Genomic DNA, 21,038 nt, shown 5'->3' with positions numbered 1-21,038 from the left:
GGAAAAACCTATGACCCTAAAAAAAATTTAACTATGGCGGGAATATGAGTGGGTTTCTAAAGCCAAACGCACTCTTACCTGGTCGAAAACCTTGCGGACTTACTACGAAATCGTGGAGCTAACAGACGAATAGATTGCAGCTGAGGAAATCGGAGATGAAGCGGTAGCGGTAATAAAGAATCGGGACTGGAAACGAGCCCAACCCCATGCGGGTTATCTCCTCGATATGTGCGAGCTGTACGGGGTGCGCGATCCAGGGTCTGCGCTATCCGATTTAGGTATACCGTGGAAGTTGCCCGAGTTAGGAGCACACTTCTGGGGTGAACTATGCCCACAAGATCGAAAAATCCTGGTTGGTCTTCCGGACTGCTCAATTTTGGGGTAAATTTTTAGCTGCAAATCGTCCATCTGCCAACATAAGGGGGAAAAATGAGCAAACGGCTTGCCAAGGCATTGGGCGTAGCAATAGTGCTGTCACTAAGTATTTTTTCGGCCTCCATCCCTGCATCTGCGGAATCTTTGGAACAGCAAAAAATTCATAGAATCAATTCCTTTGTAAAGGGTGTTTACACACCTCCAAAAACCATTGTGCACATTGATCCTGCTACAGGCGAGATTATTGAAACCTATTCTGCTGACGCAGAAACTCAAACTCGCATTTATCAAATTTTGCCGGGCTGTGCTAAGACATCGTTATGTCTGAATGAAGCGTCTGGAAGAATATTCTATGGCTTTGAGGGCAAAGGGGTTCTCAATACCTGGTGTCCAAATATATATGCATACGATTCAAGGAAATGGACTGTCTAATTGAAATGGATATACAAAGGCAAACTTGTTACTGATCCGATTATATGGCCCAATAGCTGTGCGCATTTTGGAAATGCCACCGTTACGGTAGCTCAGGTTAAAATCTACGGAGTAGAAATCCCTGTGTAATAGCGGCTCTTCGCTTTTAAGGGTGCTGTGGGGGGACTGTGGATTTAAGTGTGTAACTGGTCTGATTCGCTGACCCGTTCGGTGGGAAGGATTGGTTGTGCACGAATGTACGGTCTAACCGGTTTGTTCGGGGTTTTTCGATTGAGCGTTTAAGTGTTTGCGCTGGTCTTGGTGTTTTGGAGTTTCGGGAGACCGGGCGCGGTAGGTTTACGCCGTACATTCGTGCACGGTCTAAGCCCAAATTGAAGAAATCCGAGCAATACGTTCCAACGGAGTATCGCAGACGCGGCATTTCATAGTATTCACGCCGCCAGCATGAGTCGGTGAGCTTTGAACCCGTATTTCCCCGACAACACAAGCAAAACCCGGGAAAACTGACACGCAATTTGACCCGACTCGTGCAGGTTTTTAGGTTTTTCGCGATTTGCTTGATGTTTCCGCAGTTCAGGGGGCTTTGGTTGGTGTTTTTGCTTGAGATTGGTCGCCAGGAGTTGCGCTCTGACCAGCTCGAGTTTGACCTGGATTATCTCGGTGTGAGTGCCAGCGTGTACCCGGTGGTTCAGTCTCAACGTTCGGCTTTGTTGTGGGGCATATTGCGTGACGCTTACAGTATTCTAGGATTCGACCGTGCGGTAGAAGACGTGGCGTTTGAGCAGCTGGGCGCGTATTGTCGAGCCTGTTTCTAAGGCTGACACGGTGCGGGTGTTGGATGAACTCGGGGTTGAACACGTGAGCCTGAGAACCATGTTCAACAGTCTGGAGCGTTGCGCGGGGCGTGACTATCGGTCTCGTGTCGCCGAGGCTTGTTTTGCTCACGCCTCCAGGGCTGGGGATTTGTCGCTGGTGTTGTATGACGTTACTACCTTGTATTTTGAGGCTGAGAACGAGGACGAGTATTGGGGTCCGAACGAGGGGCTACGTAAGCCGGGGTTTTCCAAGGAGCGACGCGTGGATCCACAAATCATGGTCGGCTTGTTGGTGAACCGGAACGGGTTTCCCCTCGAGGTGGGTTGTTTCGAGGGCAACAAAGCCGAAACCTTGACGATACTCCCGATCGTCCAGGACTTCCAGACCCGCCACGGTATTGAGGGTCTGGTGGTGGTGCTAGCAGCACTGCGTGTTGCGCGCCGCTTCCTTGACCTCGGGCAATCGAGCAAGCTCCTTGCCTCTCGGTCTTCGTCGCGGTGGCATGTGGAGCAATCCTTCCGCATGTCCAAAGCTGACCTGCGTGCCCGCCCGGTATTCCACCACCAAAAAGACGCTATAGAAGCCCACCTGACCGTCGTAATCGCCGCATTTGCGGTCTCACGCTATCTCTACCAAAAGACTGGAATCACAACGAAAAAACTCATCCAAATCCGGAGCTATTAAGAGAAATATCCATCAGAATGCCCGGCGGACAGGAACCCACAGCAAAACCAGAAATCACTCCCGAAACCCGCAAAATCCTCGAAAGTCTAAAAGGTCACTAAACCTGCACGAGTCGGGTTCGTCGTCGTCCGCGGAGCACCTTATTGAACGCACCCTCGTAGCTGCGAAGGGCTTCTCCCGCTACCCGAAGCGCCCCACTACACCGATTTAATGAAACCGCAACCCGCGGGCGACGACGGCGGTGATGCCGGTGCCCGCCACCCAGGCCCCCTCAAGCTCCAATCCCTCAACTCTCTCGGCAGCCTCCGCCACGCGGTTGATGACCTCGCGCTCTTCCCGATTCGGATGCACCATCGAGTCTCCCCAGAAAATCCGGCGAGAATCCAGCAAATCCGACTCCGTGAGCTCCACCCCGAGCATCCGCGAGGCATCGGCGAGCGCCTGCTGAACGCTGACCTGATAGACGAAACCGTCGGGATCGCCTTCCCGCCCGTAGGAAATCCGCAAGACATGAACATGGGGCTCCGCCCCAGCCATCGTATCGGGCCATTTGCGGGAATAATGCGTGACTGCTTTGGCGCGAAGCGCGCCTGGCTCATCCGGTGGGGGCCCGACCAGCATCCCCGATCCACGCGGGGCCGCGTCGAGGGCCTCGGAGCGAACCGCGAGGGTCACGTTCATGACGTGAGTGCCCTTGTGGACTTGGAAGTTCGTCGTGAGGTCACCAATTTCTTCAAGAGCCGCCTCATCAAAGCGCAGGCTCGCATCTCGACCTTCCCTTTCGGCGTGGAATTTCAGTCGAATCATCGAGGCCGCAGCCGAGTTCAGGATCTTCAAAGCCGGATTTGTCGGGAGCGCCACCACAATCCTGTCAGTGGCGAGTCCGAAAGCGTTGCCGGTTTCTTCCGGGGGTCCGCCTTGGAATTTCCGGTTGGAAATTGTGTGTTTACACCACACGACCCAGCGGGGATTGTCCTGGCCGATACCGGCTTCGATATGCAAGGCGCGCACGTGGTTGTCGATACGCCCGCCCGCTGCCGTGATGCGAGACACAAGTTCATCAACGAGTTTGAACATGCCGCCTTTAGGCATCATGACGACGACCGCTCCGGGCTTCCGGATGGCGGCTACTGCCTTCGTGAGAGAACCCTCGCGGCGGAAGGCCTCCATCAGCCCCGGCGCGACCCGCTCGATTGAGAGCCCGTAGGGGTGGGTCGAGTGAATCCCGCCCGCGAAGGGGGTTACGAAAGTTTCAAGGACGGCTTCACCAAGGCGCGCGGCCACCAGTTCGCCGAAGTTCTTGGCGTCTCGGCCGACTTCTGGGGGTAGTGTGAGGTCTTGGCGGGCCCGCTCAACCGCCTCGTCGCCGGCAACTGCCCGCAGACCCTCGACGAAAACCGGATCATCAATGTCGGCGGGAATCCCGAAAGTCCCTTGCGGAATCCGAACTGCCGTGTTGTGGGCGTGATCCCACACCCAAGAGTCACTCACCGGCGGAACCACCTCGAGGCCGAGCTCCTTACACAAATCGGTAACCTCGGGAGTGCGCGTGGCGTAGGACTCCGCCCCGATGTCAACAGTGGCTCCCCCGAAAACCCCGTTGCACACCAGCCCCCCGGGTCGCCCGCGCTCCTCCAAAATCAAAGGCCGCAAACCCTGTTTGACCGCGGCGTATCCCGCCGAAAGCGCACCAAGGCCGCCGCCCAAAATAATCATGTCAAAGCCCGCGCCTGCGGGTGTTTCTTCGTTTTCCATCATTTCCCCTTTACCGTTCGGTGTAATGGCCTTTGCACTGCAAGACATAAACCGAACTTGCTTCTATATTAATCCGGTAGACAAAACGATTCTTCGTGTCAATCTTCCGCGAGACACAACCGCTCAACTCGTATTTCAAGTCTTCCGAGGAATAGTTACCTTTGGTCTCCGGCCAAGTTGCCACGATTTCCTCTTGGATTATCTTGATGGTTTCAAGTTGCTTGGCTGCGTGTTGCTTCTTCCAAGTGTTCAAATCTTTGAGGGCTTCGGGGGAATACTCGAAAATGATTTCGCCCACGTCACAGGCTCTCAATCAGGCCATCGAAGTCCCGGGCCGTTGTTCTTGCAGCAACTTCCCCACGAGCCTCTTGTTCCAGGGCACGGTCTAAAGCGGCTTTGTTGGAGTCAGAATAGAACGGGTCATTGTTTTGAAACGGAACCCCACCTTCAATGACGGATTGGTGAAGAAACATGCTGATGGCTGTGGAAAGACTGAAGCCGAGGTGTTCGAATAGTTCCGCCGCGCGCTCTTTCGTTTCCCGATCCACCATGGCCTTAACTTGGACTGTATCGGCACTCATCTTACCCTCCTTCGGGTACGCTTATGTCACTTAATGGTATCATACAGCCCCCAAAATGAGTCATGGGGACGTGCTTTTTGACTCATTTTTTCGGCGCGGTCACTTCTTCGGCACCTTCACCGTCCCGGTCGCCAGGCATGAACCCGGGCGACGAGCTCGGTCAAAACCCCGGGATCAGTTTCGGGCAAAACCCCGTGTCCCAGGTTGAAAACGTGAGCGGGGGCGGCACGTCCGGCTTCGAGGACTCTCTCGGCCTCAGCCCAGGCGGCCTCGATTGGGCTGGTGGGAGCGGATGTGGACGCGGTTTCCATCCGGATGGGAGCGGCGGCGTCAGCAAGCGGCTGTGCGGGATTATCCGCGTTTGCCCTTGTTGAATCCTCCCCCAGAAGCAACTCCGGATCGAGATTTCCCTGCAAGACTTTCCCGGGGAGCCGCCTTGCTGCCTCGTCCAAAGTCACGTCAGTCCCTACCGAAACCACCTCGGCGATTTCACCAAGCGCCTCCAGGAGATGACCGGCACCAACCGCAAAATGCACGTGCGCGGCCCCCGGAGCCCCCTGAAAAGCCAAAGCCGAGTAGGGCAGCGCCACGCGGCGATACTCCTCAAGCGTCAGCGCGCCCGCCCAGGAATCGAAGAGCTGGACTGCCTCGGCACCACCGTTTATCTGGGCTTTCATGAACTGTCCGGAGAGTTTCGCGCACCAAGTCGCGAGTCGCGTCCAGGCGGCGGGCTCGCTCTTGATGAACTCGCGCGTCCGGCGACATTCGCGACGTTCGGCCTTGGAGCCCCCCGACCCCGATTCAATCAGGTACGAGGCCAGGGTGAAGGGCGCTCCGGCAAAACCGAATAAGACCTTGTCAAAGGCGAGAGAGCGGCGAACCATGGTAGCGGCCTCCTCAATCACGGCCCAATCCTCAACCTCGAGGGCGCTCAAGCGATCCACGTCCGCCGCCGAGCGCACGGGCTCATCTAGAACCGGCCCGATTCCGGGAACGATGTCGATTCCGGCGCCCGCGAGATAGAGCGGCACGACAATGTCGGAATAGAACACGGCCGCGTCCACGTCGTGGCGGCGCACGGGCTGGAGGGTTATTTCCGCGGTGAGGTCGGGGGTCGTGCAGGCCTGGAGCATCGGAATCCCTCGGCGCACCTCGTGGTATTCCGGCAGCGAGCGACCGGCTTGGCGCATAAACCACACGGGGGTTTGCGCTGGTCGCGATGCGTTCAGCGCCGCACGCATCGGAGAATCGAAAAACAGCGGGTTCAGTCCGGTCATGTCCCTTATCCTATCCAAACGTGGCTGTTGTGGGAGAGGCCTAATTTGTCGAAATCTTCACGACTTTGCCCCCGGGCTTTTACCGGTGGGGACGGGCCAAAGTGGTAAATGTGCGTTTTTTACCAGTTTGGCCCGTCCCCATTGGTAAAAAAACTTCCCCTATCCAGGCCGAGGTTCAGACCGAGGCTTTTGGCTAAATGGCGCAGTTTGCGGTATAAAAGGAACGATGCCTTTTCAGCTTTACACCGTCAACCACCTCACCCACAGCCTCGATGAGGTGAGCCGCGCTGCCACCCTGGCGGAGGCGGCGGAGTCGCAGTGGCGCGACCGCGACGGGGTTCACTCGCTGGTGATTCTCTCGACCTGTAACCGCGTAGAAGTCTATGTTTCCGCAGATCCCGAGGTGCGCTTGGTGGACTCGCGCGAGGTTGACGAAGAGGATGAAACCGCCCAGGCTATCCCGCTCCACGAATGCGACTGCCACGCCCACCAAGCCCAAACCGCCATCCCACCAGCCGACACCTCCCCGAATCCCCCTCTAATCTGGAATTTCATCGAGGGCCGCGAGGTGGCCGAGCATCTCTATCGGGTCGCTGCCGGCCTCGATTCCATGGTTGTCGGGGAGGCCGAGGTAGCCGGCCAGGTTCGCCGCGCTTTTACCCGCGCCCAGGAGCTCCACGAGGTAAATGGTCTGATGATAAGGATGTTCGAGGGGGCGCTGGCGACTTCTCGGCGGGTGTCTTCCGAGACCTCCTTGACCGGTCTCGGCCGCTCGGTTGTTTCGGTGGCCCTGGACCTCGCCGCAGGGGATCTCATGGCGGGGTCGGAGCGGGCGGAAGGCGCGTCCGGTTCATCAAGGGAGGTCGCGGGAGCCTCGCCAGGGGATTCAACAAGGGATTGGCGAGGTATCAAGGCATTACTCGTTGGAACCGGCGCCTACGCGGGAAACGCGGTCGCGCAGTTGCGCGCCCGCGGAGTTCGAGACCTCGCCAATGTTTCAACTTCCGCGCGGGTCCACGCTTTCGCCCAAGCCCACGGAACTCGGGTTATCGACCCCGCAAACACTGTAAATGCCCTGGCAGAAGCGGATTTAGTCGTGGCTTGTCGCGGGATTGGCGCTCCGGTTTTGACCCGAGAACAGGTCGCGGCCGCGCTCGCCTTACGAGAAGTTCACCGAAATCCGCTCATAATCCTTGATCTTGCCCTCCACCGCGATGTCGAAGAAACCGTCCGTGACTTGGGCGGAGTCAAAATGTGGAGCCTTGAAGACATTCGCGGACACGTCCCTGCCCTCGCAGTCACCCAAATCCGTCGCGCCAACGCCATCATCGAGGAAGGCCTTGCCGACTACGATGCTGCTGTCGCTGCCCGCCACATGGACCCCGCAATTGTCCAGCTCAGAGCCATCTTCGAACAGGCCGCCGGCGAGGAAATCGAGCGACTCCCCCAAACAGATCTGATTCCTCGCGACACCGCGATTCGCGCGATTCGCCACGTGGTCGCCAAACTGGCTCACACTCCGACGGTGTCGGCTCACATGGCAGCGGAATCGGGACTCGGTGCCGATTGGGTTGAGGCGCTCGCAACGGTTTGGGGATTGACCCCCGAGGTCCTCGAAGCAGCCTTTGTTGAGGAACGCTAAGGGCCTCACCTGGCACTTTGATGAGACTAATACCGTTGTCACCCGTGAAATCGGCCCTGCCAACCCTTCAAGTCACCCCCACAACACCCCGAACGCTCCTAAAAATACACTAAGGTAAACCTTATGAGTGATTCTGTCTTGGAGCCCTACGACGCATTGATGCTGGTCAGTTACGGCGGGCCAAACGGCCCTGAGGACGTGCTACCATTCCTACGCAACGCCACTGGAGGAGCGGGGATTCCCGACGAACGTCTGGAGCAAGTGGGGGGACACTACCGACTTTTCGGCGGAGTTTCCCCGATTAATGCCCGTAATCAAGAACTCTTGGACGGGCTGAGGGCTCGTCTCGGCGAGGACATCCGCTACGGAATCGGAAACCGCAACTGGCACCCGTACTTCACGGAAACCCTTGCTGAACTCGCAGCTGGGGGGGCGCGCCGGATCCTGACACTCTTCACTTCCGCCTACACTTCCTATTCCGGATGCCGTCAATATCGGGAGAATCTTGCCGCCGCGCTTGATGAATTCCACGAGTCTCACCCGGACGTTCGGCTGCGGTTGGACCGGGTGAGGGCTTTTGCGAATACGCCGGGCTTCGTGGGGGCGAACGCGCGGGCGGTTGCGGACGCACTGGCCCGATTCAACAATGAGCGAACCGCGCTTCGCGGCGGACCTGACGGGACATTCCCCCCCACCAGCGACTCTGCCACCGAAGCGCCGCAGATTCCCCCTCACACCCACCTAGTTTTCGTCACCCACTCGATTCCGCTGGAGATGGCGCTCCATTCCGGTCCGGCGCAGAAAAAGGCTAAGGAAACGGGTACGGCTACGCTGTCCAGTCAAACCCTTCCGGCTACGCTCCCCTCAGTCACTACTCCGGAGAGGTCCGACCCGACGGCTACGCCCAAGCCCGCGCTTTTCGAGGACCGCGACGCGCTCGGCCCGAACGGCGACCTCAGCCAGCGAAACCCGGATTTCACCACCCAAGATCTCTCCGGCCTCCTGCCGGTAACCCGCGAGCAGGACGTTCTCGGGGAGGGCTGGACCTATTTGGCTCAACATCTCGCGGTGGCGGGCGCCATTAATCGCCGGCTTGCCGCGACCGGCAGCCAGCTCCCATGGACGCTGGCCTTTTGTTCCCGCTCGGGGTCCCCCCGCCAAAAATGGCTTGAACCCGACATTAATGACCACTTGAAAGACCTCGCCGCGGCAGGCGTAGAAAACGTCGTGGTCGCCCCGATTGGTTTCATCTCCGACCACATGGAGGTGGTCTATGACCTCGACACGGAGGCCTTCGCTACCGCGAGTGAACTCGGGCTTAACTATCAACGAGCCGCAACCGCCGAGAGCAATGCGGGTTTCCTTGACGGGCTTGCGGAACTCGTGCGGGAGCGCGCGGCTCTGGCTCGGGGGGAGCGCCCAAACCTTGTGGTGGAGCCGGGAACCTATCCGGCTTTCGGGGAAAACTGCGGGCCAGACTGTTGCCAGTACCCGCGACCGAGCCAAGCCCACACCAAAGCTAGGGAGAGTTGATCTGCCTAAGTCATACGATTTTTGAATTTATTGCCGAATAAGGCAATAAATTCAAAAATCGTAGGTTGTAGGCGCGATTAGACTGTTAACCAATCGAGATAAGGAGAACCAATGGAACATCCCCACCACATTTTGACCGCGCCGGAAATCACCGGTGACCCGCGAGATTACGCTGTTGACTACCGCGAGGTGAACGCTCGCGAAAACTACTCGATTCACATGGTGTTCAAGCGGACCCGCCCGCTACCGACTGACCCGGAGCGCCTCACCCGCATCAAGCACCGTCTGAACGAAGCCCTCGAAGGCACGGTGGTGCGCGGCTGGTACGATGTTTCCGGTTTTCGCGCGGATGCGGATTTGATGGTGTGGACTTTGGCAGATAACCCCGAGGCTCTCCAGGAGGCATACCGGAAGATGACGGCTATCGGAACCTGTCACGGGCAGCCCGCGCTTTTGGAGCCGGTCTGGTCAGCAATTTCCCGCCACCTGCCCGCCGAGTTCAACGAGTCTCACTTGCCGGCTTGCTGGGGCGGTTTTGCGCCCCGAAAATACATGACGGTCTATCCTTTCGTGCGTTCCTGGGATTGGTATTACCTCCCCAAGGCCCGCCGGAATGCCATCTTGAAGGAACACGGCCAAAACGGCGCGGAGTTCAACGATGTCGCCGTTTCGACCTTGGCGGCTTTTGCGCTGGGTGACTATGAGTGGACGGTGACACTGGAGGCCGACAAGCTCGATCGAGTGATGGGGGTTTTGCGCAAGCAGCGTGAAGTGGAGGCTCGCCTCTTTGTTCGGGTCGACACTCCGTTCTATACCGGTGTCCGGGTGGAGGCCGGCGAGTGGGTGGATCTTCAACCGAAGCGTGACCAAGGGAGGGCCTGTGACTGAAAGCGATTACCACTTTGAGGTCCGTCACAATGAGAAGGACGGACGCTTCGAAGCGATTCGCGAGGGCCAAGTCGTGGGTTTGCTGCGCTATACCGTGGATGGAGAGCGGTTCTACGCTGAGGAAACCGTGGTGGATCCCGCCGCTTCCGGCCACGGGATTGCCGGCGCGCTCGCGAAGGCAGTCCTGGAGTGGCAGTTGGAGGCTGGAGACAAGCAGGTCATTGCGAACTGCCCGTTTGTGGCCTCCTACTTGAACAAGCACCCGGAATATAAGCCCCTCGAGCTGGCCCCGTCGAAGCGCTAGCGGCCGTGAAGAGCGGGGGCTGTGGGGTCGGTTGGCGCTCCTAAAACCTAGTCAGCTCGCGCGGCGCTCGTTTAGTTTGCGCAGTTTGTGCCGTTTGCGCCGCGCCCGTAAAGGTTGTTTAGCCCGCGCTGTTTGCGCCGCGCCCGTTGAGTTCTCTTCGCAAGGAGCGTTCTGCGGGTAGCTTCGAAGCCAACAAGGCGTGAAATTCCGGTCCGTGGTTCGGGAAAAAATAATGCGTGAGCTCGTGGGCAATCACGTATTCGAGATATTTCGGGTCGCGGGTCGTGAGCTCCAGGTTGAAGGTCAGCGCGCGGGTTCTCGGGTTGCACGAACCCCAGCGTGATTTCATGCGCCGGATTCGAACCGGCCCGGGTTCCACCTCGAAGGCTGCGGCCCACTTGGGGAGCAAAGCCGCCAGCCGAGTTTCGAGGGAGTTCTTGCGGAGTTTGTCGAGCGTGCGTTGCCGTTTTTCGAGGTCGGACCCCGGTGGCACAGTTAGCCGCACCACCTCCCCGAGGACTTCCGATTTGGCTCGCCCGGGTTTTTCTTGAACTTCTAAGCGAAGATTGGCCCCCCACCAGGGAATAACGTCTCCAGTTTCGTAGCGGGGCTTGTCGGAGGCGCGAAAACGGTAGCGGTCTTGCTGAGCCGTAATCCAGTCGCGCTGTTCTTCAATGAAGCCCTCCGCCAGCCGAAGCGGGGCCCTCCAGGGAATCGACAAATGGAATTCGCCGCTGTCGGTGATTCTTAGTCGCAGGTGGCGAACCTGTTTTCGGGTGAGGTAGATAGGGATTTTTTGGTTCTCGCCTGGGGAGTCAAACTTGTTGCGGGAAATGTCCAGCCAGTAAATCCCCTCAGCTTTTCCCGCTTTGCTTGCCACCCGAATATTTTAGGTCACAGCCTGGTGAGACGGGAAAATGAGTTGATCGGGGACACACCTAATGTGGGAGGCACAGGCACCAAGCCTGAGAGGGTGTCCCCGATCACTAAACTTTGAATCGGCAATCCGCACTCGCCCCTGAAGGTTTCATCCGGATTTTACAGATTTGGCTTTACAAAGCGGTTAGCGCTGCCAATACGCGGTTGTTATCGGCGGGAAGACCCACCGTTATCCGCACGCCTTCGGGGAAGGGCCGCGCGGTAATCTGGGCCGCGGCTAAGGCCGAGGTGACGGGGGACACCAGGTCGGCTCCGCCAATCCAATAGAAGTTCCCTTGAGCGTCAGGAATCTTCCACCCATTCCCCCGCAACGTTGCCAAAACGCGCTCTCGCTCGTCCACAATCGAAGTAACTTGCCGCGAAACCTCCGCCTCATGGCGCAACGCCTCGCGAGCCGCAGCCGCAGCCGCCACGTTAACCCCAAAAGGTGTAGACACCTTGCGGATTGCCCCGATAAGTTCCGGATCCACCCCCGCAATCCAGCCGACCCGTAGACCCGCGAGCTGATAGGCCTTGGAGAAGGTCCGTGACACCATCAGATTCGGGTAGTCCGCCAGTAGCTTCAGCCCGTCTACCGCCTCCGGAGAGGTGACAAACTCGATATAGGCTTCATCCAAAATCACTACGACCTGGGGTGGGACCTGGTCCAAAAACTCCCGCACGGCGCCTTCGCCGAGGGCCGGTCCGGTGGGATTATTCGGCGAGCACAGCATGACGGCCTTGACGCGTTCCCCGCCGCGCTGGATGGCCTCCAGCATTCCCCGGAGGTCATGTTCGGCGCCGGACTCGGTCAAGGGCACGTTGATGATTTTCGCTTGAGTGGTGCCAATCACAATGGGGTAGGCCTCGAAGGACCGCCAGGGCTCCACTACGAGGTCACCGGCTCCGGCCACTGCGGTAAGCGCGTGGTTCAACAAGGCGACAGAGCCGTTGCCGACCACGACCGAATCGGTTCCCAAGTCGTAGCGTTCACCAAGGGCTTGGCACAAGTCATCGGCGTACATTTGGGGATAGCGGTTCACTTCCTCCAGGGCTCGGCGGGCTGCCGATACCACTTCGGGTAGCGGATCAAAGGGGTTTTCGTTTGATGACAGTTTCAGGGCGTTCTCACCGGAACCCGATTTCCCGGGAATATAGGCCGGCATTTGCTTCACATTGTCAAGGACCTTCACAGCGCTCATGGTGTTTACTTTACTCCCCGGACACCAATCACCATTTTTCCCGAGCAATGCAAATCCCAAAACCTTCCAACCTGATACTTTGCCATCCGGACACTATCTTGATGCGTAGTTAGTGTCCGTATGGATTAAAAACTTCGGCGTCGAGCCCGAAGGCTCGACGCCGAAACTTAGGGATATGAAATTCCAATGAGTTATCCGATTGCCATGGTCTCCTAGTGCCGCTCTAGGATTTAGTACTGTCCGAAGTTTTGGACGGCGTAAACCCAGGTGCGTCCGGTCGCCACCCCGATGCCGGTGCGGTTGAAGCGCCGGTCAATGAGGTTCTGCCAGTGACCGGGGGACTTGACCCAAAGATCGGTACATCCCGCCGCATAGGGACCGGGCTCAATATTGTAGTAGCCCACCATGTTCTCGCCCGCGTACCTCCATCCGGCCGGGAATAAATCTGCATACTTCAAGGATCCGTTGGAGTGAACGAAAACATCGGTGCGGGCCACTTGCTGAGCCCAAGCGCGAGCCGCGTCATCCATCACTGCGTCGCGGGATAGGGAAGCCACTCCGTTAGCGTTACGGGTCGCGTTGATGGAGTTCAGAATGGCATCCTCGCGCGCCCCGTCAGTCGGGGAGGGCTGCATGGAGTACTTGGTGTAGACCTGGTGGGCACCCGCGACCGGAGCCTGCTGAGTCGGCTGTGGGGCAGCCTGCGGTTGGGCGTAACCCGCGGCAACCTGCAAGGTGTTGTCACTAACCGAGGCGGCGTCACCAATCGCCACCACATTCGGGTTCCCAAACGCGGTCACGAGCCCGCGAGTGTTGGTATCGGCGTTAGCCGGAACGAGAACAATCGGGCCGTCGGTCAAAGTACCGGCCACCAGAGCGTAGGCCAAGTCAGAGCCTGATGCCAGATAGGCTGTGCCAGCCCCGCCGCCGAATACGGCCTTCCCGATAGCGACGGAAGTCTGGTAACGGTTGGCGCCGTACAAGCGGGAAGTGGCCGCTCCGCCGGCAACCTGGTTCAGGGTCGCGTCTGCCACAACGGCAGATCCGCCGAGAGCCACAACTCGGTTCGCGCCGAGCGCCTTAATGGTTTGCGCCACGGTCGCGATGTCGCCTCCGTTGGGGCTAACCGTCAGAATCGGTCCGTCACGCAAGACGCCACCGGCAACGGCATCCGGAGAACCCTTGCCGCCAGCACCAATGGCGTCAGCCACATAGACAGTCGGGTTTCCGCCCGGATAGGCGTAACGAGCAATCGCTGCTGCCGTCGCCACGCGGTTCGGCCCCGCAAGCCGCTGGGTGGATTTACCGGTGTAAGTCGTAATCTGTCCAGCCACGCCGTCGCTAATCGCGCCAGTACCCCCGAGGATAACGACCTTTCCGGGATTCAAGCGCTGAATTTCATTGAAAACTGCGGGGGGCACGTTTCCGTCGTTCGGAACGAGCAGAATCGGGCCGTTGGGGAGGATGGAAGCCGCCAAAGCATCCACGGGATTGTCAAGGCGTGCCAAGTAAACTTCTGAAGCCCCACCGGGGAAAGCACGTTGGGAAACCGCAACGGCAGTTGCTGCCGCACCACCGCCGCCAAGGCGAGAGGGCTGAGAAGGAGCCGGCGCCCCACCGGGGCCGGCCGGGTTGTTCAAAACATCACCAGGGCTGGCGTTAACCGTTGTCTCGGGAGCGCCCACCAAGGGAGTTCGTGCCAAGTCAGCAGTTCCATTAAACATTGAAACGGCAATCATACCGACCAGTGCCGCGCCTCCCACGAGGAAGCGCCCAAAACGCACACGACCATGCACCACGGGGTGAGCGGTCTCGCTCCCCCTGTTCGCCACCGGCGAGTTTACTTCCGAAATCTGGGTCTTGGGTTTCATATCCTTATTCACCTACCCTGTAGTTCCTTGGCAGAATCCTTCTGCTGAATCAATAATACCTGCTCCCTTCGAGAATTAGAAGCACTTTTCCGCAGAATAACGCTGAAAAATGGCTGAAAAATCACAATTCTTTTCCTGTTGGATTGCGCCCTAATCCCCTCCTATCTCGGATTTCTTTCAACCGTAGTTTCTTTCTATTTCAAATCTTTGCGTGGTGGCTTTGACGATTTCTTCATCAAAGCCCATCACTTTGTCACGACATTCCAGGAAATTATCAACTTCCGCATAGTGAAAACTCTGGAGTTCATCCATCATCTCGGCATAGACCGCATCACGATTGTGAACCTCTTCTGGGTTTAAACCCTTCTTATAGTCTTTGTAAACCGTAATGTGGTTTGGGGAGGGCGGATTGATCGCTCCGTCAAGCTTGGGAACATGGTCATAGATATTTTCAAGGTTCAAAGTCTTGATTTTCTCTGGAATTGGAGCATTCGCCACCGGAGAGCCCGCAGTGATTACGGTTTGCACATTGAAGCGTTTGGTGAAGCCGGAATCCGCCGCCAAATTCGAAGCCACAATCCCCGCTTGGGAATGTCCCACCAGTTCCACCGGAGTATCGGCTGATACCCCGAGCTGTTCCAACGCCTCAGCCACAGCCTTTTCCACCCCCGTTTGTAGTCCTGCTACCGACTCCGTGTTCGTCAACATATCCTGCACTTGCTCAGAACCCGCATCCCACGTCTCGGTACCTCGAAGAATCACCCGCGCCCCTTTCTTACCGCTGGCAGTCTCCCACTGTTGAATCTCAAAAGCTCCCCCCTCTTGGGGATCCTGCGTGTTGGCGTAGCGGAACGTATCACCCAGCTCATGAGGCAGGTTACGTGTCATGGTGCCATCCCCATTGGCTATACAATCTCCGGAAGGATCCAGCCCCAACTGTCTTTCTTCCAGTCGCTTCGCTCTAGTGGTTCCTACCGATTTCGCCGTGACAGTCTTGGCAAACTTCTGGCCTTTTTCCGCCCGAGATTGGGCCTGGGAGTCCGAAAACAATCGATACCAGTCCGGACCTGGACCGCGCAAGATATCTTCGAAAATTTTGCCACCCCGCGGAAGAAACAGCGCCGCAAATACAGTGGCCTGCAATCCCGTGAAACGAGCCAAACGGCTTAACCAGGGTTCATCCTGATCCGCAATCTTGGCGTATCCAAAAATTTGGTCTTGAATTTTCTTGGATTCTTCTGGAGATAACCTTGAAATATATTTTGCAAATGCTTCATTGAGTTCCGGGGAATCTTCAAAACCGTCAACCGGAATTGAGACATCTCCATCCTGAGAATGCAAAGTTACGGAATGGCTCGAGCCAAAAATATCCTCACCCTGCTTCGCCTGCCACCACGACAAAAATATTGCGGCCTTTTGAATATCGTTTAAATCTTTCGCAAAATAAGTCTTCCCTCCCACGGTGAAAGTCTCCGGAAACTCTAGAGAGCCAGAAATCTTTTTCGCCAACAGGCTCAAAGCACTTTGTTCCAAATAAATCCTCATCATCTTGTTGACCTGGTCTTCGGTCAACTCATAGGTCCCAGTGGCCCTCGCCAGCGCAAGGCTCAACTCTCCCGTATCCGAAGCCAGTCGCCTCGCCCCGCACCTGTCGTATTGCACCGGATAGTAGTCGTTCTCAAATTGCGCCCAAGCCGCCATCAACCTCGAGATTTTTTCGGCCGCTCCCTCGTTTCCCGCAGCTAGTGACTGGTTGAGAAAATCCAATTCCGTGAGGTACCGAAAAAACAGATCTTGATGAACTGCCAGCACTTGTTGACCCAGACCTTCCAGCCTATCTCTAGCTAGAGAGAGTCCCTGGCTCATGGCCTCCAGTTCAACGGTGTCCACGCAAAGTGGTGCGGCTCCACCGTCAATAAGATAATCATCAGAGCGAATGAATGCCTCACGATTTTTTTCCAAGTTGTACCAAGACAGCTGGTCAAACTGGCTATGTGAAGTCCCAGTGGGGTCAAGTAGTAGCGTGTCACTCACAGCAACGCCTCCAACCGCCCGCGGGAACCTTCGAGTTCGTTAATGTAGGACCCTAGAATCTGGAGGTAGCCCAGCAACTCGTCATACTTGGCTTCGTAGTAATCCGCGGCCTTCCCCAGCCAGGTCTGGTTCGCGCCGTTGCGGTAGTTACTCATGGCGTCGTGGTATCTTGTCGTGAAATCTCCGTAATAACACAGGTCTGCCATTGGTGCTCCTTTCAACAAGTGCCATCCGGTTTGATGACACCAAACTAAAAGGAGCGCGCGGGTAAGCCAAGCCGAAAATTTTTACCATGTGAATTCAGGCCTTAATTTGCAGCTGTGGAAAACCTCAAACCCGCAAAATCCCGCAAAATTGGGACTCTTTCCAATGGGGACGGGCCAAAGTGGTAAAAAAATTTACCACTTTGGCCCGTCCCATTGGAAACTACGCAGAAAGGACTAATTCTCCTCCAGCACCATGCTGATAGCCCCGCAAGGACATTCTTCGGCGCAAATCCCGCAGCCCTTGCAGTAGTCGTACTTGAACTCGTACTCCGTAGGTTTAATCTTCAGAATCGCATTATCCGGGCACACCCCGAAGCAGTTATCGCAACCGAAACAGTTCCCGCAGCTCATGCAACGTCGAGCCTCGAAAACTGCCGATTCCTCGTCCAAGCCCTGCACGACCTCGTCGAAGGTTGAAGCGCGGCGCGGGCCTTCGATCTTGTCGCGAACCTGGCGCGGCGCATCAGCGTAATACCAGGTGTTCATGCGCTTGATGGCGGCATCCTCGGCTTTCGGCGGAGCCACGTATTCCTCGCCGCGAAGATAGGCATCGATGCAGCGCGCCGCCTTCTTGCCGTGACCAATCGCGATGGTGACGGTCCGCTGAGAAGGCACCATGTCGCCACCGGCGAAGACGCCTTTCATTCCGGTCATCATCCGTCCGTCGACCTTCACGACGCCCTTCTCGATCTCGATTCCGGGAGCGTTTTCGACAATGCCGAGGTCGGATTCTTGACCCAGAGCCATGATGACCGAGTCCGCGCCGAGGTCTTCGTACTCGCCGGTTCCCACCGGGAATCCCTCATCGTTCAAGACCATCTTCTCGATCTTGATTTCCCCGCCGTCCACGTGCTTAATCGTGGACAGCCACTTCATCATGACGCCTTCTTCTTCGGCTTCCATGATTTCGGAGTCGTGGGCCGGAGCACGGTCGCGGGTGCGGCGGTAAACAATAATCGCCTCTTCCGCGCCGAGACGCTTCGCGGTACGAGCCGCGTCCACGGCCGTGTTCCCGCCGCCGTAAACCACGACGCGACGCCCCAGCATGGGCTTTTCGTTGGATTCCATATCGGCGAGCATGTCCACGGCATCCATCACCTTGGCGGAATCCCCCGCGGGAATATCGGCGTGACGACCCATCTGGGCTCCAATCGCCAAGAACACCGCGTCGAAATCCCCAGCCACATCGGCCACGTTTTCGACCTTCGAGTTGAACTCGAATTTCACTCCCAGCTCTTCAATCCGCTTGACTTCCTGGTCGAGGATGCCGCGCGGGAGGCGGTAAGACGGAATCCCGAAACGCATCATGCCGCCCGCCATCGGCCCGGCGTCACGGACGGTGACGGTGTGGCCCATGCGCCGCAGGTGGTAAGCCGCGCTCAAACCCGAGGGCCCCGCGCCGACTACCAGGACGCGCTTGCCGGTTTCCGGACTCAACAGTCCAACCTTCCAGCCTTCCAAGAGCGCCTTGTCGCCCACGAAACGCTCGATCGCGTTGATGCCGACGGCCTCATCAACCATGCCGCGGTTACACGCCGTCTGGCAGGGGTGATAGCACACGCGTCCCATCACGGCGGGGAGCGGGTTGTCGGCCATCATCTGTTCCCAAGCCTGGCGATAACGCCCTTCCTCGGCATAGAACAGCCACTGTTGGCAGTTCTCTCCGGCGGGGCAGGCCTTGTTACAAGGCGGCAGGTTGTGGACATAAACCGGACGTTCCGTGCGCCACGAGCCGGTTTCGTTCTCCAAGGAGGAACCGACCTCGAGGGTGATGGCGAAAGGAATCGTTTCTTCCTGTTTCAGTTCTGGTTTCAATGTGTCTGTCATGTTTTCTTTCCTTCAAGCTCTTCGTAGATAAGCAGTGAAGCCGCAAGCGGCTTTAGAGGTGCTCCGGCTAAAACGGTCCACTGGACCGTTTTTTAACGCCTCCGCCGTCAAGCGGTTTGCATCGACTCTGTTGGCTCCGCCAGCAGAGTCGATGCAAACCGCCCCGTCGGGTCCTCCGGCGCGGAGAGAATGCGTTTCTGCACGTCTTCATCAAGGGATTCCATCTCAATCAGCCCGTAGCGCTTGATGTTCCGGTCAGCAATGGCTTGGAGCCTCGCGATAACCTCGGCAGAGTCCGGCTCCTTGAAAACGTGAGCAAAACGCCGCTGCGGCTTCAAGTATTTCTCCACCGGCACGGGGCGGCGAATCTTCGTCACCGAAGTGATTTCCCCGCCTTCAGCCTCATAGACCGGGAAGAGACCCGTCTGGGTCGCGAGCCGCGCCAGCGTCACCGTCAGGTTCGAGTTCGATCCCCAACCGAGCGGGCAGGGCACCAACACGTGAATGTAGCGCGCCCCGTGGTAGCTCATGGCCTTTTGGACCTTGTATTCCAAGTCGCGCAAATCGGCGACGGTCGCGGTGGCAACATAGGGAATCTCGTGAGCCATTGCGATTCGCGGCAGGTTCTTCCCCTGGGTAAATACGTTGCCGGGATGTTCCCCGACCGGCTGGGTGGTCGCGGTACGAGCCGCCGGCGGGGTCGCGCCGGAGCGCTGCACGCCCGTGTTCATGTAGGCCTCGTTGTCGTAACAGATGTAAAGCACGTCGTCGTTGCGCTCAAACATCCCCGACAAACACCCGAAACCGATATCGACCGTTCCGCCGTCGCCGCCCTGGGCGACCACCCGAATATCGTCTTTCCCCATGGCTTTCAGTCCGGCAGCCGCACCGGAGGCCACCGCGGCCGTGTTCCCGAAAAGGGAGTGAAGCCACGGAATCGTCCACGCCGTCTCCGGATAGGGAGTCGAAAAGACTTCCAAACAGCCCGTGGCGTTGATGGCCACGATGTTGTTGTTGGTCACTGCCGAAGCCGTATCCACGGCGTAACGGGCGCCGAGAGCCTCACCACAACCCTGGCAGGCGCGGTGGCCGGAAGTCAGGGAGTTCTTGCGGTTCGGGTCGGATTGGAGAGACCGCCATTGCAGGTCGGCCAAACGGTTTCCGACCGCGTAAGACCCGACCTGATAGAACTTGACCTGTTCGCGGGCCGGAATGGCGGTAGCCTGCGACTGGGCAATAGTGTCAGTAGTAGTTTCGCTCATCTTTAGTTCCTTCCCTCGGGCAAAATATTGATGGCGTCGTCTTTAATGGACGGCGAGGCGACGCGGGCAATACCGACCTTGTCGGCTTGCGGTTTCTCGCCCTGGGCGGCCACGTTGGCGTTGGTACGCTCGACCGCGTGGCGCATGACGTTTTCGGCAGTAGATCCGGAACGACGGGTTGATTTCTCGCGTTCGAGTTCCGCGTTCACGAGGTCCATGTCGAGGTCGAGGAAGGTGAGGTCATCAATGGTGCCGTCGGCCACCTTGTCGAGCATGGAGTTCAGTGACTGCTTGGTGATGTTGCGTCCGCCCAGACCGCCGATGACCTCGTAGCAGGTAAACGGGGTTCCGCGCATGGCCGCGCGCAAATGGGAGGACACAATTCCGCCGATGCCGACCGAAAAGGCCTTCTCGAAAGACACCGTTACCTTAGCGTTCTTCAAGACTTCGTGTACCGCCTGGGTCGGGAAGGGACGGAAGGAACAAATCCCCAAGACGCCAATCTTTTCGCCCTTTTCGCGGCGTTCATCAACGACGTCCTTGATGGTTCCGATAACCGAACCGAGCGCGACAATAATGGTCTCGGCGTCCTCGCACTTGTAGGGGTGAACCAAACCGCCGGAGTCGCGTCCAAAAATGTCTTTGAACTCTTGCTGCACCTTCGGGATGAGCTCGAGGGCCTCCATCTGCTTGTGGTGGGCGAGGTAGCGGACTTCCGTAAAGGCCTCCGGGCCGACCATGGCACCAATCGAAATCGGATCCTGCGGATCGAGAACCTGACGCGGCTCATAGGGCGGGAGGAACTGATCGACTTTCTCCTGTTCGGGGAGGTCAACCTGCTCCACCGCGTGGGTCAAGATGAAACCATCCATACAGACCATCACGGGAAGGCTCAGCTCCTCGGCAATGCGGAAGGCCTGAACGTGGAGGTCAGCGGCCTCCTGGTTGTTTTCCGCAAAAAGCTGGAGCCAGCCGGAGTCGCGTTGGCTCATGGAGTCGGTGTGGTCGTTCCAGATATTGATCGGCGCACCAATCGCGCGGTTCGCGACGGTCATAACAATCGGGAGACCCAGGCCGGACGCGTTGTAGATGGCTTCGACCATGTAGAGCAGGCCCTGGGAGGCGGTCGCGGTGTAGGCGCGCGCTCCCACTGCGGAGGCGCCGATACAGGCGCTCATCGCCGAGAACTCGCTTTCCACATTGACGTATTCGCAGTGTTCGAGTTTCCCCGATTTTACGAGCGCAGAAAGCGCCTCGACAATGTGGGTTTGGGGGCTAATGGGATAGGCGGCGACCACCTTGGGACGGCAGGCCGCGACGGCTCGGGCAATAGCCTGCGAGCCCTCAATTTGTTTCAGCATTTTCTTTCCT

The 21,038-nt window shown here is 57.8% G+C and carries 17 protein-coding genes and 1 pseudogene; 6 read left to right on the top strand and 12 right to left on the bottom strand.

Features of this window, described 5'->3' with window-relative positions:
- Positions 1-429 precede the first annotated feature (429 nt).
- Together FYJ63_RS02610 and FYJ63_RS02600 are read left to right on the top strand one after the other, a co-directional pair.
- The gene (locus tag FYJ63_RS02610; RefSeq protein ID WP_154543500.1) at positions 430-807 is read left to right on the top strand and encodes a hypothetical protein; all 378 of its coding nucleotides are present in this window, start codon (positions 430-432) and stop codon (positions 805-807) included.
- A gap of 587 nt (positions 808-1,394) precedes the next feature.
- A pseudogene (locus FYJ63_RS02600) lies at positions 1,395-2,408 on the top strand (IS1634 family transposase); the annotation flags it as partial.
- 106 nt (positions 2,409-2,514) lie between these two features.
- Here the strand turns inward: FYJ63_RS02600 and FYJ63_RS02595 are convergent.
- From FYJ63_RS02595 to FYJ63_RS02580, 4 genes are all read right to left on the bottom strand, one after another.
- The gene (locus tag FYJ63_RS02595) at positions 2,515-4,065 is read right to left on the bottom strand and encodes a protoporphyrinogen/coproporphyrinogen oxidase (RefSeq protein ID WP_229769878.1); all 1,551 of its coding nucleotides are present in this window, start codon (positions 4,063-4,065) and stop codon (positions 2,515-2,517) included.
- A gap of 7 nt (positions 4,066-4,072) precedes the next feature.
- On the bottom strand, positions 4,073-4,360 hold the full coding sequence (locus FYJ63_RS02590; RefSeq protein WP_195839315.1) for a type II toxin-antitoxin system YoeB family toxin: 288 nt from the start codon (positions 4,358-4,360) through the stop codon (positions 4,073-4,075).
- 1 nt (position 4,361) lies between these two features.
- Positions 4,362-4,643, bottom strand: a complete 282-nt coding sequence (locus FYJ63_RS02585) for a type II toxin-antitoxin system RelB/DinJ family antitoxin (protein WP_154543490.1) — start codon at positions 4,641-4,643, stop codon at positions 4,362-4,364.
- Positions 4,644-4,759: 116 nt separating this feature from the next.
- The gene (locus FYJ63_RS02580; protein WP_154543488.1) at positions 4,760-5,920 is read right to left on the bottom strand and encodes a uroporphyrinogen decarboxylase family protein; all 1,161 of its coding nucleotides are present in this window, start codon (positions 5,918-5,920) and stop codon (positions 4,760-4,762) included.
- Between the two features lie 226 nt (positions 5,921-6,146).
- Here FYJ63_RS02580 and FYJ63_RS02575 point away from each other — a divergent pair, with 226 nt between their 5' ends.
- The 4 genes from FYJ63_RS02575 to FYJ63_RS02560 all read left to right on the top strand — a co-directional run bounded on the left by FYJ63_RS02575 (position 6,147) and on the right by FYJ63_RS02560 (position 10,287).
- Positions 6,147-7,562, top strand: coding sequence for a glutamyl-tRNA reductase (locus tag FYJ63_RS02575; RefSeq protein ID WP_154543486.1), 1,416 nt, complete (start codon positions 6,147-6,149; stop codon positions 7,560-7,562).
- Between the two features lie 123 nt (positions 7,563-7,685).
- Positions 7,686-9,095 carry a ferrochelatase gene (locus FYJ63_RS02570; protein WP_154543484.1) on the top strand — a complete coding sequence of 470 codons (1,410 nt, stop codon included), beginning with the start codon at positions 7,686-7,688 and terminating at the stop codon, positions 9,093-9,095.
- Between the two features lie 111 nt (positions 9,096-9,206).
- The gene (gene hemQ, locus FYJ63_RS02565; RefSeq protein ID WP_154543482.1) at positions 9,207-9,983 is read left to right on the top strand and encodes a hydrogen peroxide-dependent heme synthase; all 777 of its coding nucleotides are present in this window, start codon (positions 9,207-9,209) and stop codon (positions 9,981-9,983) included.
- Positions 9,976-10,287, top strand: a complete 312-nt coding sequence (locus tag FYJ63_RS02560; protein ID WP_195839314.1) for a GNAT family N-acetyltransferase — start codon at positions 9,976-9,978, stop codon at positions 10,285-10,287. The genes hemQ and FYJ63_RS02560 overlap by 8 nt, the downstream gene beginning before the upstream one ends.
- A gap of 118 nt (positions 10,288-10,405) precedes the next feature.
- On the opposite strand, the gene FYJ63_RS02555 is transcribed toward FYJ63_RS02560, so the two are convergent.
- From FYJ63_RS02555 to porA, 8 genes are all read right to left on the bottom strand, one after another.
- Complete coding sequence (locus FYJ63_RS02555) at positions 10,406-11,167, bottom strand: M48 family metallopeptidase (protein WP_338106793.1); 762 nt, start codon at positions 11,165-11,167, stop codon at positions 10,406-10,408.
- Positions 11,168-11,339: 172 nt separating this feature from the next.
- Positions 11,340-12,407, bottom strand: coding sequence for a histidinol-phosphate transaminase (locus FYJ63_RS02550; protein ID WP_154543478.1), 1,068 nt, complete (start codon positions 12,405-12,407; stop codon positions 11,340-11,342).
- 230 nt (positions 12,408-12,637) lie between these two features.
- Positions 12,638-14,278, bottom strand: coding sequence for a cell wall-binding repeat-containing protein (locus FYJ63_RS02545; RefSeq protein ID WP_154543560.1), 1,641 nt, complete (start codon positions 14,276-14,278; stop codon positions 12,638-12,640).
- Between the two features lie 177 nt (positions 14,279-14,455).
- Entirely contained in the window at positions 14,456-16,312 is a 1,857-nt protein-coding gene (locus tag FYJ63_RS11415; RefSeq protein ID WP_154543476.1) for a PGAP1-like alpha/beta domain-containing protein, read from the bottom strand.
- The gene (locus tag FYJ63_RS02535; protein ID WP_154543474.1) at positions 16,309-16,518 is read right to left on the bottom strand and encodes a hypothetical protein; all 210 of its coding nucleotides are present in this window, start codon (positions 16,516-16,518) and stop codon (positions 16,309-16,311) included. Before FYJ63_RS02535 ends, FYJ63_RS11415 begins: the two co-directional genes overlap by 4 nt.
- A gap of 234 nt (positions 16,519-16,752) precedes the next feature.
- Positions 16,753-18,405 carry an NAD(P)-binding protein gene (locus tag FYJ63_RS02530; protein WP_154543472.1) on the bottom strand — a complete coding sequence of 551 codons (1,653 nt, stop codon included), beginning with the start codon at positions 18,403-18,405 and terminating at the stop codon, positions 16,753-16,755.
- 107 nt (positions 18,406-18,512) lie between these two features.
- Positions 18,513-19,667 carry a thiamine pyrophosphate-dependent enzyme gene (locus FYJ63_RS02525; protein WP_154543470.1) on the bottom strand — a complete coding sequence of 385 codons (1,155 nt, stop codon included), beginning with the start codon at positions 19,665-19,667 and terminating at the stop codon, positions 18,513-18,515.
- A 2-nt stretch (positions 19,668-19,669) separates the two neighbouring features.
- Entirely contained in the window at positions 19,670-21,028 is a 1,359-nt protein-coding gene (gene porA, locus FYJ63_RS02520) for a pyruvate ferredoxin oxidoreductase (RefSeq protein WP_154543467.1), read from the bottom strand.
- Positions 21,029-21,038: the final 10 nt, after the last annotated feature.

The sequence above is a fragment of the Mobiluncus porci genome, assembly GCF_009695935.1.
Classification (GTDB): Bacteria; Actinomycetota; Actinomycetes; order Actinomycetales; family Actinomycetaceae; genus Mobiluncus; species Mobiluncus porci.
This window is presented reverse-complemented; position numbering and strand designations above follow the sequence as displayed.